Raw genomic sequence first — 14340 nt, 5'->3', positions numbered from 1 at the left:
GTCCACCACCCCCTCCCCCCTCCAACGCCTGCGCACCCACGCCGGAGCCCAAGTCCGCGCGCTCACGCGTAGCAACTCCGGCCTGACGCTCGATTACGACAATCCACCCGGCGATCCCGGACTGTTTGGTCCCGATGCGGTTTGCTGGCGCGTACATGCCGATTTCCCCGCGATGCTGGCTGGCGGTGTCAGCGCATTGTTGCTGCAGGCCTTGCATCCGCTGGCGCTGGCGGGTGTGTGGGATCACTCGTCGTTCCGCACCGACATGCAGGGTCGGCTCGGTCGTACCGCGCAGTTCATCGCGGGCACTACCTATGGCAGTCGCGATGATGCAATGCAACTGATCGAGCGTGTGCGGCGCATCCATGCGTCCATCAAAGGTCAGGCGCCCGATGGTCAACCCTATGCGGCCGATGACCCGGCGCTGCTGACGTGGGTCCATGTGGCCGAGGTATCGAGTTTCATAGCGGGCTACCTGCGCTATGTGGGGCCGCTGTCGATTGCGGAACAGGACCGGTATTTCGAGGAAGAAGCGAAGGTTGCCGCGTTACTTGGCGCGCCGGACGTGCCGCGCTCCCGTGCGGCGATCGATGCCTATCTCGACGCGCAGCGTCAGTTTCTGGTCAACAGCGACCGCACCCGTGAAGTGGTACGTCTGGTGATGGCAATGCCGGTTGCCAATCCGCTGCTCGTGCCCGCCGTGCGCACCATGGCCGATGCCGGCGTGGCGCTGCTGCCCGACTGGGCGCGGGAGATGCTCGGCCTGCACCGGCCGTCGCTGCGGCGCTCGCTGGCCCTGACCGGCATGCGCGCGCTGGCGCCGACTTTGCGCTGGGCACTCGGTCCGGGGCTGGCGGCCCGTGCGCGGCGACGTGTTGCTGCCGACACCGGCCCGTAAGGCCGCCAGGCGGAACCCGCGCCCATTGCCGTGCGATTCCGAAAAATTGCGGCGCAAACCTCCCTTTCCTTACTCCCAGCGTAACGTTCGCGCTCGCAGCTTGATTGTTCGACAGGGCCAGCGTGTCCTATCGTTCCGGTAACCATCGCAGCACACCGGAGATGTCATGCTGAACCCGATACCGGAACGACAGTGGGATACGCGCCGCGCCGAAAAGCGCCGTCGCCAGGCTCTCGGCGAAAAGATCGCCACGGGCAAGGTCGTGCCCACCGACGACATCGTGGCCTTTCTTGAGACCATGGTTGCCCCCGGCGACCGCGTGGTGCTGGAAGGCAACAACCAGAAACAGGCCGATTTCCTGTCGCGCGCCCTGGCCGAGGCCGATCCCTCGCGCCTGCACGACCTGCACATGATCATCCCGAGCGTGAGCCGGGTAGAGCATCTGGATCTTTTCGAGCGGCGCATCGCACGCAAGCTCGACTTTGCGTATGCCGGCGCGCAGAGCGTGCGCATCTCGCAGTTCCTGGAGGATGGCCTGCTCGAAGTGGGCGCCATCCATACCTATATCGAGCTGTACTCGCGCCTGTATGTCGACCTGACGCCGCAAATCGTGCTGACGGCAGGCTACAAGGCCGACCGCCAGGGTAATCTCTACACCGGTCCCAGCACCGAGGATTCGCCCGCGCTGGTGGAGGCCGCGGCATTCCGCGACGGCATCGTGATCGCGCAGGTCAACGAGATTGTCGATGACCCCGCCGACCTGCCGCGCGTGGACATTCCCGGTTCCTGGATCGATTACGTGGTGCAGTCGGACAAGCCGTTCTTCTGCGAACCGCTGTTCACGCGCGATCCGCGTCTCATCAAGCCGGTACACATCCTGATGGCGATGATGGCCATCCGTGGCATCTACGAGCGCCACAACGTGCAGTCGCTGAACCACGGCATCGGCTTCAACACAGCAGCCATCGAACTGATCCTGCCCACCTATGGCGAGCAGCTCGGCCTCAAGGGCAAGATCTGCAAGTACTGGACGCTGAACCCGCATCCCACGCTGATTCCCGCCATCGAATCCGGCTGGGTCGAGAGCGTGCACAGCTTCGGCAGTGAACTGGGCATGGAAGACTACGTGGCCGCGCGGCCCGATGTGTTCTTCACCGGCTCCGATGGCAGCATGCGTTCCAATCGCGCCTTCTGCCAGTTGGCCGGGCAATATGCGGTGGACCTGTTCATCGGCTCCACGTTGCAGATCGATGGCGACGGTCACTCATCGACGGTCACGCGTGGACGTCTCTCCGGTTTTGGCGGAGCGCCGAACATGGGCCACAACCCGGGCGGACGTCGGCATGCCACGCCCGCGTGGCTCGACCTGATCGAAACAGAGGACCCACTCGCACGCGGACGCAAGCTCGTCGTGCAGATGGTGGAGACGTTCCAGGCGGGTGGCAAGCCGACCTTCGTCGAATCGATGGATGCCGTGCAGGTGGCAAAGGACAGCGGCATGCCGCTGGCGCCGGTGATGATCTACGGCGACGACGTCACGCACGTGCTGACCGAGGAAGGCATCGCCTATCTCTACAAGGCGCGCTCGCTGGAAGAACGCCGTCGCATGATTGCTGCCGTGGCGGGTGTCACGCCGATCGGCATGAAGCACGACCCTGCCACCACGCGCCAGATGCGCAGCGACGGATTGATCGCCCTGCCCGAAGATCTTGGCGTGCAACGCTCGCAAGCCACGCGCTCGCTGCTCGCCGCAAAGAGCATGGCCGATATCGTCGAATGGTCAGGCGGCCTCTACAACCCGCCCGCACGCTTCCGGAGCTGGTAATGGCCTACGCTGCAACGCTCCCTTCACGCGAATACAGCCCCATCGATCTGCCGGCACGTCTTGGCGATCTGGCTGTTGCCGTGCTGATCGATGAAGCCACGCTCGCTCCCAAGCCCGGTCTCGTGGATACGCGCGGTAGCGGCGCCCACGGTGACATGACCCTGCGCACGATGATCGATTCCGCGCACAGCCTGCGCGATGCCTTCGTCGCGATGGCGCGTGCCGGACAACAGGCACGCCGTATCGACGTGGCGCTGCGCGAACGTCTTGGCGCACTGGGGCGTGAAGCGGAAACGGCGATGCTGCAGGCCACAGGCGGCATCAACACACATCGCGGTGCCATCTGGGCACTCGGCCTGCTGGTTGGTGCATCGGGATGGCTTGGCAAGGCACGCAGCATCGGCGCCGTGACACAGATGGCCGCCGTGATCGCGCGCTTGCCTGACCGGCATCGGCCTGCGCACACCGGCAACAAGGGTGCATTGACACGCGCGGCTTACGGCGTAGGCGGTGCGCAGGAGCAGGCCGAAGCCGCGTTCCCGCACGTTACCGCCATCGGCCTGCCCGCATTGCGCGATGGTCGCGCACGCGGCGACGCGGAGCCCACCGCGCAGGTCAACGCGCTGCTCGCCATCATGGCGCGACTCGACGATACCTGCGTGCTCGCACGCGCGGGGCAGTCAGGGCTCGATGATGTGCAGGCCGGTGCCGAATCCGTGCTCGACGCAGGCGGTATCGGCACATTGACGGGGCGTCGCCGTCTGCATGAACTCGAAGCGACGATGCTTGCGCAGCGTGCATCGCCGGGCGGCGCGGCAGATCTGCTGGCCGCCACTCTTTTCCTCGACCGGCTGCATGCCGTGGGAGACCACTGATGGAACAACTCCAATTCGAATACGCCGCCGGAGAGCCGGCATCGCGCCGCGTGCTGGTGGGCGTGGTCGGCTCCGGCGACCTCGAAGTCATCATCGAGCCCGGCGCCAAGGGCAAGACATCGATCGACGTCACCACATCCGTCAACGGCTATGGCCGCGTCTGGGATGCACAACTCACGCGCGTGTTCAGTGCCGAGCCACGCGCCGCGATGAACATCCGCATTCACGATTTCGGCGCCACGCCCGGTGTAGTAGGCATGCGCCTGGCCGAAGCGTTCGAAGCCCTGGCAGAAGCCGATGGCAAGGAGTCGACATGAACCGCGCTACCATGCTTTCGCGTGAGAGCTTTGTCGAACTCGGCGCACGCGCCCGTGCGCAGGCACTGCTTGACCCCGGCACCTTCCGCGAACTCGCCGGCCCGTTCGATGGCCTGACGTCACCGTGGCTCGCGCGTCAGGGCGTGGTGCCGCAAGGCGACGATGGCGTGATCGTCGCCAAGGGACGCATCGACGGACAACCCGCCGTGGTCATGGCCATCGAAGGGGCGTTCCAGGGCGGCAGCCTGGGCGAAGTGGGCGGCGCCAAGATCTCCGGCGCGCTCGAACTTGCTGCCGAAGACAATCGCAAAGGCATCCCCACACGCGCCGTGATCCTTTTTGAAACCGGCGGTGTGCGCTTGCAGGAAGCGAATCTCGGTCTCGCATCGATTGCCGAGATTCATGCGGGCATTGTCGATCTGCGCCGCTATCAACCCGTGATCGGCGTGATCGCGGGGCAAGTGGGATGTTTCGGCGGGATGTCGATTGCAGCCGCACTGTGCAGCGCATTGGTCGTCACGCGCGAAGCGCGGCTCGGGTTGAACGGCCCTGCTGTGATCGAACAGGAAGCCGGTATCGCCGAATACGATTCACGTGATCGTCCGTTTATCTGGGGCCTGACGGGCGGCGAGCAACGCTTTGCCATCGGCCTGGCGGATCGTTTTGTCGAAGACGACACCGCACAGGTGCGCGACGTGGTGGCCGCACTCGCCACCGCACCGGTCGACGAGACCCCGCGCAGCGAACAATACGAGCACTACCTGCAATGCATCACCGAGTATGTGGCGCACGACGCCTCGCACCAACCGGATCCCGCCATGGTGCGCCGCTATCTGGGAGAACGCGAATGAGCGAACAGAACCCTGTAAGCCGTGGCGATGCATGGCTCGCCGCACTGGCCAGCAATGCACCACGCCTGCCCGGCTATCCGCCCTCGATCCAGATTGCCGATATCGAATGGTCTGGCCGTGCGGCACGTTTGATCGCCGTGGTGCCCGACGCCGCGAGTCCGCTGCCGCGCGCGCGTCATGGCGAAGTGGGATTGCTCGAAGGATGGGCACTCGCACGCGCCGTGCATGAAGTGATCGACGCCGACCGCGATGCGCCGGTCAAGCGCGTCATCATCGCCATCGTCGACACGCCAAGCCAGGCTTACGGACGCCGCGAGGAAGCCTTCGGCATCCATCAGGCGCTGGCGGGTGCGGCATCGGCCTATGCCACGGCGCGGCTGCAAGGCCATCCCGTGATTGCGCTGCTCGTCGGCAAGGCGATGTCGGGGGCGTTTCTCGCGCACGGCTACCAGGCCAACCGCATCCTCGCGCTGGACGATGCCGGCGTGCAGGTCCACGCGATGGGCAAGGAAGCCGCTGCACGCATCACGTTGCGCAGCGTCGAGGATCTTGAAGCGTTTGCCGCTACCGTACCGCCCATGGCGTACGACCTCGGCAACTATGCGTCGCTGGGGCTGCTGTGGCGCACGATAGCGGTGCAGGATGCCGCCGCGCCCACGACGGAAGATCGCGCCACCATCCTGCGCCATCTGCAGGAAGCGCTGGCCGATATCGACGCCGATCCGCATCGCGACTTGCGCGGACGCCTCGATGGCGAGAACCGCAGTGCCACGCGCCGCGCGCGCGAGTTGTTGCGCGCGCAGTGGCAGGACTGAGCGCAATCGGTCATCATCATGAAAGCACTGCAACCGCACGACCTGATCTGGCTTCGCGACCCTGCCGCATTGCTCGCGGCAGGTAACGTACCCGACTGGGCCGACGCGGAGTGGCTGGCGCAGGCACCGGTTGTGGTGCGGCGGGACCGCGATGCCACTGCGCGCATTCCCATCGGCATCCGTGGCCGCGAACGTGCGCAACGTCATGCGGCATGGATCGATGCCGCGCAGTGCGCGAGTGTAGTGTCGCCCGAAGAGATTGCGAATGCGGGGTTCTGGCGCCTGCATCCCCGCCGCGATGTGCTGCCCGCCTTGCGCGCACTAGATCATGTGGCAACGCGGCTCGGATTGCTCGGTTATCGATGGGGAATTACCGGCGCGGTTGGTTTTGCGCTGGCGTCGGGCATCGACGTATTGCATGCCGGCAGCGATATCGACCTCGTCATGCATGCAGCCGTACCCATCCCCGAGCGCGATCTTTCTGCGCTCGCATCACTGATCGATGCACACGACGTGCGCCTCGACATCCAGATCGCCACACCGTTCGGCGCGTTCGCGCTACGCGAGCGTTTGCGCACACAGGGCCGCGTGCTCGTGAAGACCGATACGGGCCCGGTACTCAGCGACGATCCCTGGCTCACCCCATGCCAACACTGCTGACCTTCCCCGGCCAGGGCGCACAACGCACAGGCATGCTGCACGCGCTGCCCGATCACGCGGTGGTGACACGCACACTGGAGCAAGCGAGCGACGCGCTGGGTGAAGACGTGCTGCGCCATGACGATGCGGAGCATCTGGCTTCCACGGTGTCGGTGCAGTTGTGCTTGCTGGTGGCCGGCGTAGCCAGTGCGCGCGCATTGCTGGAAGACGGCCCACCTGCGCATGGCGTGGCGGGGCTGTCGATTGGGGCGTACGCGGCAGCAGTGGTTGCTGGGGCGTTGTCTTTTGCCGATGCCGTACGGCTGGTGAAGTTGCGTGGCACGTTGATGGCCGAGGCGTATCCGCGTGGCTATGGCATGACAGCGATTCTGGGTATCGATGTGGGACAGTTGGCGCCGCTGGTTGCATCGGTGAATACTGTACAAACCCCGGTGTTCATCGCCAACTACAACGCGGATACGCAGCTTGTGATCGCCGGTTCGGATGACGCGATGGCGCGTGTGTCGGAGCTAGCATTGGCTGCGGGTGCGCGCACTGCACAGCGGGTGGTGATTGCGGTGCCGTCGCATTGCGCGTTGCTGGACGATGCAGCGGCGAGGTTGCAATCGGCGTTTGCGGAGGTGACTGTCAAACGACCGACGCTGCGTTACTTCAGTGCAAGCGCTGCACGGGAATTGCGCGATCCAATACGCATTGCTGAAGACCTCGCCCGCAACATGGCGCTGCCTGTGCGCTGGCACGAAACGATGCTGCTGGCGCGTGCAGTGGACTTTGACTTGGCGGTGGAAATGCCGCCGGGGAGTGTGCTGACGAAATTATGCCAGCCAATGTTTCCGCAGGCTGTGGCGCTGGCGGAGATGCGTGGGGATAGTGTGAGGGTGTTGATGGGGCGGGCGCAGGACGGCTGACTCTCCTGATGGTTTTCTCCCCTCTCCCGCCATGCGGGAGAGGGGCGGGGGAGAGGGCCAGCGGTGCAAATTGCGATGTGGTCGGCAAGCAGAACCTCTTGCCCTCTCCCCCAGCCCCTCTCCCATTGCATGGGAGAGGGGAGCGAAAGCCGAGAGCGGGCGCAAGCGTCAAACCGCCGACGCCTCCCGCCCCTGTTTCACCTTCGCATCCAGCACCGGTGGTGCCGTCACGATCGACGTCAGCGACGGCACCGCAGCCTTCAATGCATTCAGATCGGGCAGCGGCCTGCGCAGCGACGGCACCGCCGCAAACGCCTGCTCCATCGCATACGACACCCCCAGCGTTTCATGGTCCTTGCGGAAGCCGCCCACGATCTGCAAACCAAACGGCATGCCCGCATGATCCAGACCGCACGGCAGCGACAGCGCGGGATGCGTGGTCAGTGTCACCACATACGTCAGCGACAGCCAACGGTAGTAGTTTTCCTGTTTCACGCCATTGATCGCCTCTGCATAAAGCGACGTCCACGGGAACGGCGACACCGGCGTAGTCGGCGACAGGATCACGTCATAGTCGCGATACAGCTGCTGAAAGCGCTGCAGCACGCGCGTCTGCTCGGCCTGTGCCCAGGCGCTGTCGAGCAGCGACATCTCCGCGCCCATTTCAAAGTTGGCGCGCGTGTTCGGACCCAGGCTCGATGGATCGCGCTCGTAGGCCTCGCGCATGCCTGCTACGAAACTCTCTGCACGTAGCACGTCGAAGCAGCGATGCGCTTCACCGAGATCCACGTCGATGGCATCGCAGCTACGGAACAGATGACGCATCGCGGCGATCTTTTCGCGGAAGGTGCGGCGGATACCTTCATCGACATCGCAGCAGCCGAAGTCTTCGGTGTACGCCACGCGCAGGCTGCCGAGGTCTACAGGCATCGGCGTCAGGAACGACAGCGGATCGAGCGGATACGTCAGCGGATCGCCCGCCGACACGCCTGCCGATGCCGCCAACTGCAGACACGCATCGGCCACGGTGCGACCCATCGGACCGACCACCGAGATCGGCGTCCAGCCCAGCAACTTGCGCGAACTCGGCACCACACCCGGTGACGGACGGAAGCCCACCACGCCGCATTTGGCCGCAGGAATCCGCAGCGAGCCACCCGTATCCGATCCGGTGCACACCGGCAAGAGATCGGCAGCCAGTGCCGCCGCCGAACCACCCGACGATCCGCCCGCATTGAGGTTGGGATTGAACGGATTGCCCGTGGCGCCCCACACATCGTTACGCGAGTTCGCGCCCGCGCCCATCTCGGGAATGTTGGTCTTGCCCGTCACGATGGCACCCGCCGCGCGCAGTCGCGCCACGAGTACGTTGTCCTCGGCGGGTACGTTGTCGCGATACAGCGGCGAGCCATACGTGGTCAGCAGGCCCGCGGTCGCCTCCAGATCCTTCACGCCGAGCGGCAAGCCGTGCAGCAAACCCAGCGGCTTGCCTTCCAGCACCGCCCGCTCGGCGGCGCGCGCTTCTTCACGTGCACGGTCGAAGCATGTGGCGGTCACGGCGTTGAGGAACGGATTCACACGCTCGATCTGCGCGATGCACGCGTCGAGCAATTCCACCGGCGAGATTTCCTTGCTGCCGATCATGCGGCGCAGTTCGGTGGCCGAGCGTGCGACCAGTGTCGTTGTGTCCTGCATACTACCTGTCTCCTTGCGGGGCATAAGCCGTCAATCAATCAGCCGTGATGTTCGCACGCTGCGCGGTAGCGCGCATCAACGGCAGTTCCTTGTTGATCAGTGCCGATACCGCCGCGCCGTTACCTTCCACAGGTTCGAAGCCAGCGTTCTGCAACTGCTTGCGCGTATCGGCATCGGCCATCACTTCGGTCAGCGCCTTTTCCAGTTTCTGCTTCACGTCGGCCGGCAGGCCGCGCGGCGCCACTACGGCAAGCCACGTATCGGCATCGATGCCGGGGAAGCCTGCTTCGGCAGCAGTTGGCACATCAGGCAGCAGCGACGAGCGCTTGGCCGTGGTCACTGCAATCGCTTTCACCTTGCCCGATTTCACCTGCGGAATCGCTGCGGCCACGGTATCCACGCTATACGGAATCTGTCCGCCGATCAGGTCGGTCATGGCCGGCGAGCTGCCCTTGTACGGCACGTGCAGCAGCTTCACACCTGCAATGTTGAACAGCATCTCGCCCGCGAATTGCGCCGTGGTGCCGGTGCCGAACGAACCATACGAATACTTGCCCGGTTGCGCCTTGGCCGCCGCCACCAGTTGCTTGAGGTTGGTCACCGGCACGTCCTTGTTGGCCAGCAGGATCAGGCCCGTGCGCCCGGCAAACCCGATCGGCTCGAAGCTTTTCACCGGGTCATACGGCAGCTTGGCGTGGATGGCCGGATTCACGGTGAACGTGGTACCCGAGCTTGCCAGCAGCGTGTAGCCATCCGGCGCGGCCTTGGCCACGAAGCTGGCACCGACGATGGTGCCCGCGCCGGGTCGGTTGTCCACCACCACGGGCTGGCCCAGCTTGTCACCAAGCTTCTTGCCGACGAGGCGACCGATCACGTCAGTCGCGCCACCCGGCGGGAACGGAATCACCAGCTGGATCGGCTTGGATGGATAGGTTTCGGCAAACACTGCCGAGGCACTGGCAGCGAGTGTGCACGCCAGCAGCGCATGGACAAGCTTGGAAGGGGTGAGGGGCAAACGGTTCATGGTGAGACTCCGCAACGATGCAATCGAAAGATTCGGTGACGCGTATTTGGTTACGTGCAATCAGCCGCGCCACGTTCGGCAAATCGCGCATATTCCTCGGCGGGCACGAACAGGCCACCCGTCGTCCATACAAGATGCGTCGCGTGTTGCATGCGCGCGTCCAGGTTCTGTTGTTTCAGCCAGGCACGCCCGGCATCGGTTTGCGTCAACATGCGCGGGCCGCTGAATCCCGCTGCTGCCGAGGGTTCGATCTTGAGATCCTCGGTTTCACGCACACGATGCAGGTCCGCAAACAACGTGTCGTCGGCCACCGTGTACACGCCGCCCAGCAGCGGACGCATCGCCTGCGCGGCCAGTTCCGACGCCTGCGGTACGGCCAGGCCATCGGCCTCGGTGCGATTGGTCAGGCCAATGTCGTAGACCGACGCGCCCGGTGCCAGCATCTCCACGAGAAAACACGGCGACTGCGTAGGCTCGGCAAAGATCGGATACACATGCGGCCCATACAACTGCCGCAGGCCAAACGCGATACCAGCGGGCGCGCCGCCCACGCCGCACGGCAAGTAGACGAACAGCGGATGCGCGGCATCCACCTTCAGCCCGGCCGCTTCAATTTGATCGTGAAGGTGCAAAGCCGCTGCGCTGTAGCCGAGCATCAGCGACATCGAGCGCTCGTCATCGACGAAGTAGCAATACGGATCGGCATCGGCATCGCGCCGTCCGGCAGCCACCGCCGCCGCGTAGTCGCCCGCATGCTCCACCACGTCCACGCCACGCGAGCGCAGCCGCACCTTCTTCCATTCCTTGGCGTCCGACGACATATGCACGGCCGCACGAAACCCCAGTGCCGACGCCATCACGCCGATGCTCAGGCCCAGGTTGCCGGTGGAACCCACCGCTACCTGATAGCGACCGAACAGTTCACGCGCTGGCGCATCGGCCAATACCGTGTAGTCGGCATCCTGCGTCACCAATCCATGTTCGAGCGCCAGCGATTCCGCGAATTCGAGGACTTCGTGAATCCCACCGCGCGCCTTGATCGATCCCGCCACCGGCAGGCTGTGATCGGCCTTGATCCACAGCGAACCCGCCTCGGTTGACAGGCCGATGGCGCGTTGCATGCCCGGTGCGGCGAGCAGTGCGGATTCGATGCGGCCATCGGTGCCCTTCAATTCCGGGAACAACCGGGCCAGCAGCGGCGCGAACCGCTCGAAACGGGCCTGTGCTGCACGTACATCAGCTAGACTAATGCCACGTCCGTCCACCACGGTGTGTACGGTCGGGTCGTCTGTCCATTGGGGATTGCCCCAGAACGCAGGGCTGGCGGCCTGCAAGTTGGCGAGCAGTTCCTGTGGAAGCGTAGATGTATCGATCGTCATAAGCGTGCAACACGGGGATGGGATGGATTCATTCTTGTCCGTCCGCGCCAATGTGACAAACCATTTGTACTGATCCACCTATTAGTCTGACTAATGGCCAACACGCTTTCTGCATCATTGTTGGGCTGGCTGCGCTGTTTTGAGGCGGCGGCCCGACACTGCAACTTCACCCAGGCCGCCGCCGAGCTTTGCGTGACGCAAGGTGCGGTGAGCCAGCAGGTGAAGCAACTCGAACAATGGCTCGACCGCCCCTTGTTTCTCCGCACGCCCCGTGCGCTGGTGCTGACGCCCGAGGGCGAGCGCCTTCGCTTTGTGCTGCGTGAATCGTTCCAGGCCATCGAGAGCACGCTCACGCAACTGCGCAAGCCGCGCGACAAGCATCCCATCGCGCTGTCGTGCTCGCCGTCGTTCGCCATGGTCTGGCTGACGCCCCGACTCGGAAATTTCTTCCGCCAGCATCCGGACATCGGCCTGCGCGTCTATGGCGAGTTCCATGCGCTGGATCGGTCGCGGATGATGCGCGATGGCACCGAGGCCGCCGTGCGTTTCGATCCAGGCGGTTATCCCGATCTGAAGGCGCGCGTGTTTCTGGAGGAATGGTTGATTCCGGTGGCCAGCCCCGCCTATGTGGCCGCTCACCCCGAACTCGCCTCGCCCGATGGGCTACGGGCCAGCATGCTGCTGCACGATGTCAGTCCATGGGACGGCGCAGGGGAGTTCGAGGAATGGCAATGCTGGCTGCGCCATGCGGGCGTGACGCTGCCGGACGAATCCGATGGCCAGCGTTTCAATCTCTCGCAACTGGCGATCAGTGCCGCGCTGGCGGGCCAGGGTGTGGCAATGGGCCGCTCGGCTTTGGTGCTGGAGGAAATCGAGTCTGGCCGACTCGTCGATCTGTGGGGCATACACGCGCCGAGCGAGGCGTCGTATCACTTTGTCTGCGCGCACGGGCAGACCGAACAGGTGGCGGAAGTGGAGGCGTGGCTCGCGCACGAAGGCGCGGCGTTCGACACCGCGCGCAGGCGTCTGCTGACGCGGCGCGGTTAGCGATGGGTGTTTAGCGTCCGTCGAAGCGCGACTGCAACTCCGGACGCCGGAACGCCTCGACGATGAAATCGACAAACACACGCGTCCTGGACGGCAGCAGTTTGCGATTGGGATAGTAAAGCGAGAGCGCCCCGCTGTCGGCACACCAGCCCGGCAGCAACCGCACCAGCGCGCCACGCTGCAACAACGGCGCGGCATGCGCCATCGGCAATAGCGCCACGCCTAGCCCTTGCATCGCGGCATGGGCCATCGCTTCGGGATCGTCGAAAATCGCGCGCATATGTGGCTCGGCCAGCGCCTGCTCGCCAATCTGGTTGCGCAGCGTCCAGTAGCGCAGCCGACCGCTCGACGCCGAACGTCGCACGATGCCGTCCATCTCGGACAATTCCGACGGATGACGCGGCATCTTGCGGCCCGCCATGAATGCAGGCGATGCCGTCGCCACGATATGCACGGGCGCCAGTTCGCGCGCCACCACACCTTCGGTCAGTTCGATGCCCCCACCAATCGCCACGTCGATGCCATCGGCGATCAGGTCGGCGGTGCGATTCTCGAAACGCCAGTCCGGCACGATGGCCGGGTATCGCTCCAGAAACTCGCCAAGCAATGGCACCAGGTATTCGCGCCCGAACGCCACGGCCATGCTCACCTTGAGTACACCCGCCGGCCGGCTCTCATCCTCGGACGCATTGGCAAACGCGTCGCGCAATGCAGCGTAGGGGTCCGACACCTGACGCAGGAAGCGCTCGCCGCCCAGTGTCAGCGTGAGTTGGCGCGTACTCCGCTGGAACAGCCGCAATCCCAGGTGCGCTTCCAGCCGCGCCACATTCTTGCTGACGGCGGCCGGCGTCAGGCCCAGCCGGCGCGCGGCGGCCGAGAAACTGCCGCTCTCCGCGGCCAGCACAAACGATTCGAGCAGATTCAACGCTTCCATGCCCGGCATCTTATACCGATGGTTGAAGATGTTGATCCGGATTTATGCCTAGCGGTAGCGAATAGCGTGAACCATACTCAGCTCACCTTCTCTTGCGAAACAAACTTTTCAAAGGAACCCATCATGACCACGCTCTCCAACAAGATCGCTTTCGTAACCGGCGGCTCCCGCGGCATTGGCGCCGCCATTGTGCGCCGCCTGGCCCGTGACGGCGCCGCCGTCGCCTTCACCTATCAAAGCTCCGGCGCCGTGGCGCAGGAACTGGTCGAATCGATCCAGGCCGAAGGTGGCCGCGCCAAGGCTTACCAGGCCGACGCCGCCGACGCCTCCGCCGTGACCCGCGCCATCAACGACGCCGCCGCGCACTTCGGCAAGATCGACATCCTCGTGAACAACGCCGGCGTGCTGTTCCTCGGTGCCGTGGATGAATTCGCGCTGGAAGACTTCGACAAGACTTTTGCCGTCAACGTACGCGCCATCTTCGTGGCATCGAAGGCTGCGCTGGCCCACATGGGCGAAGGCGGCCGCATCATTAACATCGGCAGCACCAACGCCGACCGCATGCCGTTTGCCGGCGGCGCCGCCTACGCGATGAGCAAGTCCGCACTGAAGGGCCTGGTGCAAGGCATGGCTCGCGACCTGGGACCGAAGAACATCACGGTGAACAACGTGCAACCCGGCCCGATCGACACCGACATGAATCCGGAAGACTCGGATTTCGCAAAGTCGCTGCACGGCCTGATGGCCCTGCAACGCCATGGCCGCCCGGAAGAGATTGCCGGGATGGTGGCTTACCTGGCGGGTCCGGACGCGGGGTTCGTGACGGGTGCGAGCTTGAATATTGATGGGGGTTTTGCGGCTTGAGCTTGTGCCGCCACTCCCGGTTTTCTCCCCTCTCCCATGAAATGGGAGAGGGGCTGGGGGAGAGGGCTGGAGGATCTGCTTGCCGACCGCATCGCAATTTGTGCGGCTGGCCCTCTCCCCCGCCCCTCTCCCGCTTGTACAGACCGGAGACATGGGTAACAGGTGTTCGGAGACATGGGTAACACGTGATCTGCGCGTATCACAGTACGCGCAGGTCGAGTTCCCCTATCTCAAACCGGCTGAACCAG

At 64.5% G+C, this 14340-nt stretch carries 14 protein-coding genes; 10 read left to right on the top strand and 4 right to left on the bottom strand.

Features of this window, described 5'->3' with window-relative positions:
- The first annotated feature begins 28 nt into the window (after positions 1–28).
- From FFS21_RS30230 to mdcH, 8 genes are all read left to right on the top strand, one after another.
- Complete coding sequence (locus FFS21_RS30230) at positions 29–898, top strand: oxygenase MpaB family protein (protein WP_137928351.1); 870 nt, start codon at positions 29–31, stop codon at positions 896–898.
- Positions 899–1064: 166 nt separating this feature from the next.
- On the top strand, positions 1065–2723 hold the full coding sequence (gene mdcA / locus FFS21_RS30225) for a malonate decarboxylase subunit alpha (protein WP_137928350.1): 1659 nt from the start codon (positions 1065–1067) through the stop codon (positions 2721–2723).
- Positions 2723–3598 (top strand): triphosphoribosyl-dephospho-CoA synthase, encoded by an 876-nt coding sequence (locus FFS21_RS30220; RefSeq protein ID WP_137928349.1) that lies wholly within the window; start codon positions 2723–2725, stop codon positions 3596–3598. The genes mdcA and FFS21_RS30220 overlap by 1 nt, the downstream gene beginning before the upstream one ends.
- Positions 3598–3915, top strand: a complete 318-nt coding sequence (locus tag FFS21_RS30215) for a malonate decarboxylase subunit delta (protein WP_137928348.1) — start codon at positions 3598–3600, stop codon at positions 3913–3915. Before FFS21_RS30220 ends, FFS21_RS30215 begins: the two co-directional genes overlap by 1 nt.
- Positions 3912–4766: a biotin-independent malonate decarboxylase subunit beta gene (locus FFS21_RS30210; RefSeq protein ID WP_137928347.1), complete on the top strand. Its 855-nt coding sequence runs from the start codon at positions 3912–3914 to the stop codon at positions 4764–4766. The genes FFS21_RS30215 and FFS21_RS30210 overlap by 4 nt, the downstream gene beginning before the upstream one ends.
- Positions 4763–5581, top strand: coding sequence for a biotin-independent malonate decarboxylase subunit gamma (gene mdcE / locus FFS21_RS30205; RefSeq protein WP_137928346.1), 819 nt, complete (start codon positions 4763–4765; stop codon positions 5579–5581). Before FFS21_RS30210 ends, mdcE begins: the two co-directional genes overlap by 4 nt.
- A gap of 18 nt (positions 5582–5599) precedes the next feature.
- Positions 5600–6241, top strand: a complete 642-nt coding sequence (locus tag FFS21_RS30200) for a malonate decarboxylase holo-ACP synthase (RefSeq protein WP_137928345.1) — start codon at positions 5600–5602, stop codon at positions 6239–6241.
- Positions 6226–7149 carry a malonate decarboxylase subunit epsilon gene (gene mdcH / locus FFS21_RS30195; protein WP_137928344.1) on the top strand — a complete coding sequence of 308 codons (924 nt, stop codon included), beginning with the start codon at positions 6226–6228 and terminating at the stop codon, positions 7147–7149. Before FFS21_RS30200 ends, mdcH begins: the two co-directional genes overlap by 16 nt.
- A 168-nt stretch (positions 7150–7317) precedes the next feature.
- On the opposite strand, the gene FFS21_RS30190 is transcribed toward mdcH, so the two are convergent.
- Genes FFS21_RS30190 through dsdA form a run of 3 tightly spaced genes read right to left on the bottom strand, consistent with a single transcriptional unit; the run spans position 7318 to position 11241 of the window.
- Positions 7318–8844, bottom strand: coding sequence for an amidase (locus tag FFS21_RS30190; protein WP_137928343.1), 1527 nt, complete (start codon positions 8842–8844; stop codon positions 7318–7320).
- A gap of 34 nt (positions 8845–8878) precedes the next feature.
- Positions 8879–9868 carry a Bug family tripartite tricarboxylate transporter substrate binding protein gene (locus tag FFS21_RS30185; RefSeq protein ID WP_137928342.1) on the bottom strand — a complete coding sequence of 330 codons (990 nt, stop codon included), beginning with the start codon at positions 9866–9868 and terminating at the stop codon, positions 8879–8881.
- 50 nt (positions 9869–9918) lie between these two features.
- A complete protein-coding gene (dsdA, locus tag FFS21_RS30180) occupies positions 9919–11241 on the bottom strand; it encodes a D-serine ammonia-lyase (RefSeq protein WP_502705213.1) in 1323 nt (440 codons plus the stop codon).
- 99 nt (positions 11242–11340) lie between these two features.
- Between dsdA and FFS21_RS30175 the strand changes: the two genes are divergently transcribed.
- Positions 11341–12294, top strand: a complete 954-nt coding sequence (locus tag FFS21_RS30175; RefSeq protein ID WP_137928340.1) for a LysR family transcriptional regulator — start codon at positions 11341–11343, stop codon at positions 12292–12294.
- A gap of 10 nt (positions 12295–12304) precedes the next feature.
- Here FFS21_RS30175 and FFS21_RS30170 read toward each other — a convergent pair whose 3' ends face one another.
- Entirely contained in the window at positions 12305–13228 is a 924-nt protein-coding gene (locus FFS21_RS30170) for a LysR family transcriptional regulator (RefSeq protein WP_137928339.1), read from the bottom strand.
- Positions 13229–13351: 123 nt separating this feature from the next.
- On the opposite strand from FFS21_RS30170, the gene FFS21_RS30165 reads away from it, so the two are divergent.
- The gene (locus FFS21_RS30165) at positions 13352–14092 is read left to right on the top strand and encodes an SDR family oxidoreductase (protein WP_137928338.1); all 741 of its coding nucleotides are present in this window, start codon (positions 13352–13354) and stop codon (positions 14090–14092) included.
- Positions 14093–14340: the final 248 nt, after the last annotated feature.

Source organism: Cupriavidus sp. 2SB, from assembly GCF_005503625.1.
GTDB lineage: Bacteria > Pseudomonadota > Gammaproteobacteria > Burkholderiales > Burkholderiaceae > Cupriavidus.
The sequence above is the reverse complement of the archived record's forward strand: the minus strand, read 5'-3'. Positions and strand labels throughout refer to the sequence as shown.

Excerpts from the sequence above, each read along its gene's own strand:
- mdcA (WP_137928350.1), top strand. The coding sequence starts at position 1,065 with ATGCTGAACCCGATACCGGAACGACAGTGGGATACGCGCCGCGCCGAA.
- FFS21_RS30220 (WP_137928349.1), top strand. The coding sequence starts at position 2,723 with ATGGCCTACGCTGCAACGCTCCCTTCACGCGAATACAGCCCCATCGAT.
- FFS21_RS30215 (WP_137928348.1), top strand. The coding sequence starts at position 3,598 with ATGGAACAACTCCAATTCGAATACGCCGCCGGAGAGCCGGCATCGCGC.
- FFS21_RS30210 (WP_137928347.1), top strand. The coding sequence starts at position 3,912 with ATGAACCGCGCTACCATGCTTTCGCGTGAGAGCTTTGTCGAACTCGGC.
- mdcE (WP_137928346.1), top strand. The coding sequence starts at position 4,763 with ATGAGCGAACAGAACCCTGTAAGCCGTGGCGATGCATGGCTCGCCGCA.
- FFS21_RS30200 (WP_137928345.1), top strand. The coding sequence starts at position 5,600 with ATGAAAGCACTGCAACCGCACGACCTGATCTGGCTTCGCGACCCTGCC.
- mdcH (WP_137928344.1), top strand. The coding sequence starts at position 6,226 with ATGCCAACACTGCTGACCTTCCCCGGCCAGGGCGCACAACGCACAGGC.
- FFS21_RS30190 (WP_137928343.1), bottom strand. The coding sequence starts at position 8,844 with ATGCAGGACACAACGACACTGGTCGCACGCTCGGCCACCGAACTGCGC.
- FFS21_RS30185 (WP_137928342.1), bottom strand. The coding sequence starts at position 9,868 with ATGAACCGTTTGCCCCTCACCCCTTCCAAGCTTGTCCATGCGCTGCTG.
- FFS21_RS30175 (WP_137928340.1), top strand. The coding sequence starts at position 11,341 with ATGGCCAACACGCTTTCTGCATCATTGTTGGGCTGGCTGCGCTGTTTT.
- FFS21_RS30170 (WP_137928339.1), bottom strand. The coding sequence starts at position 13,228 with ATGGAAGCGTTGAATCTGCTCGAATCGTTTGTGCTGGCCGCGGAGAGC.
- FFS21_RS30165 (WP_137928338.1), top strand. The coding sequence starts at position 13,352 with ATGACCACGCTCTCCAACAAGATCGCTTTCGTAACCGGCGGCTCCCGC.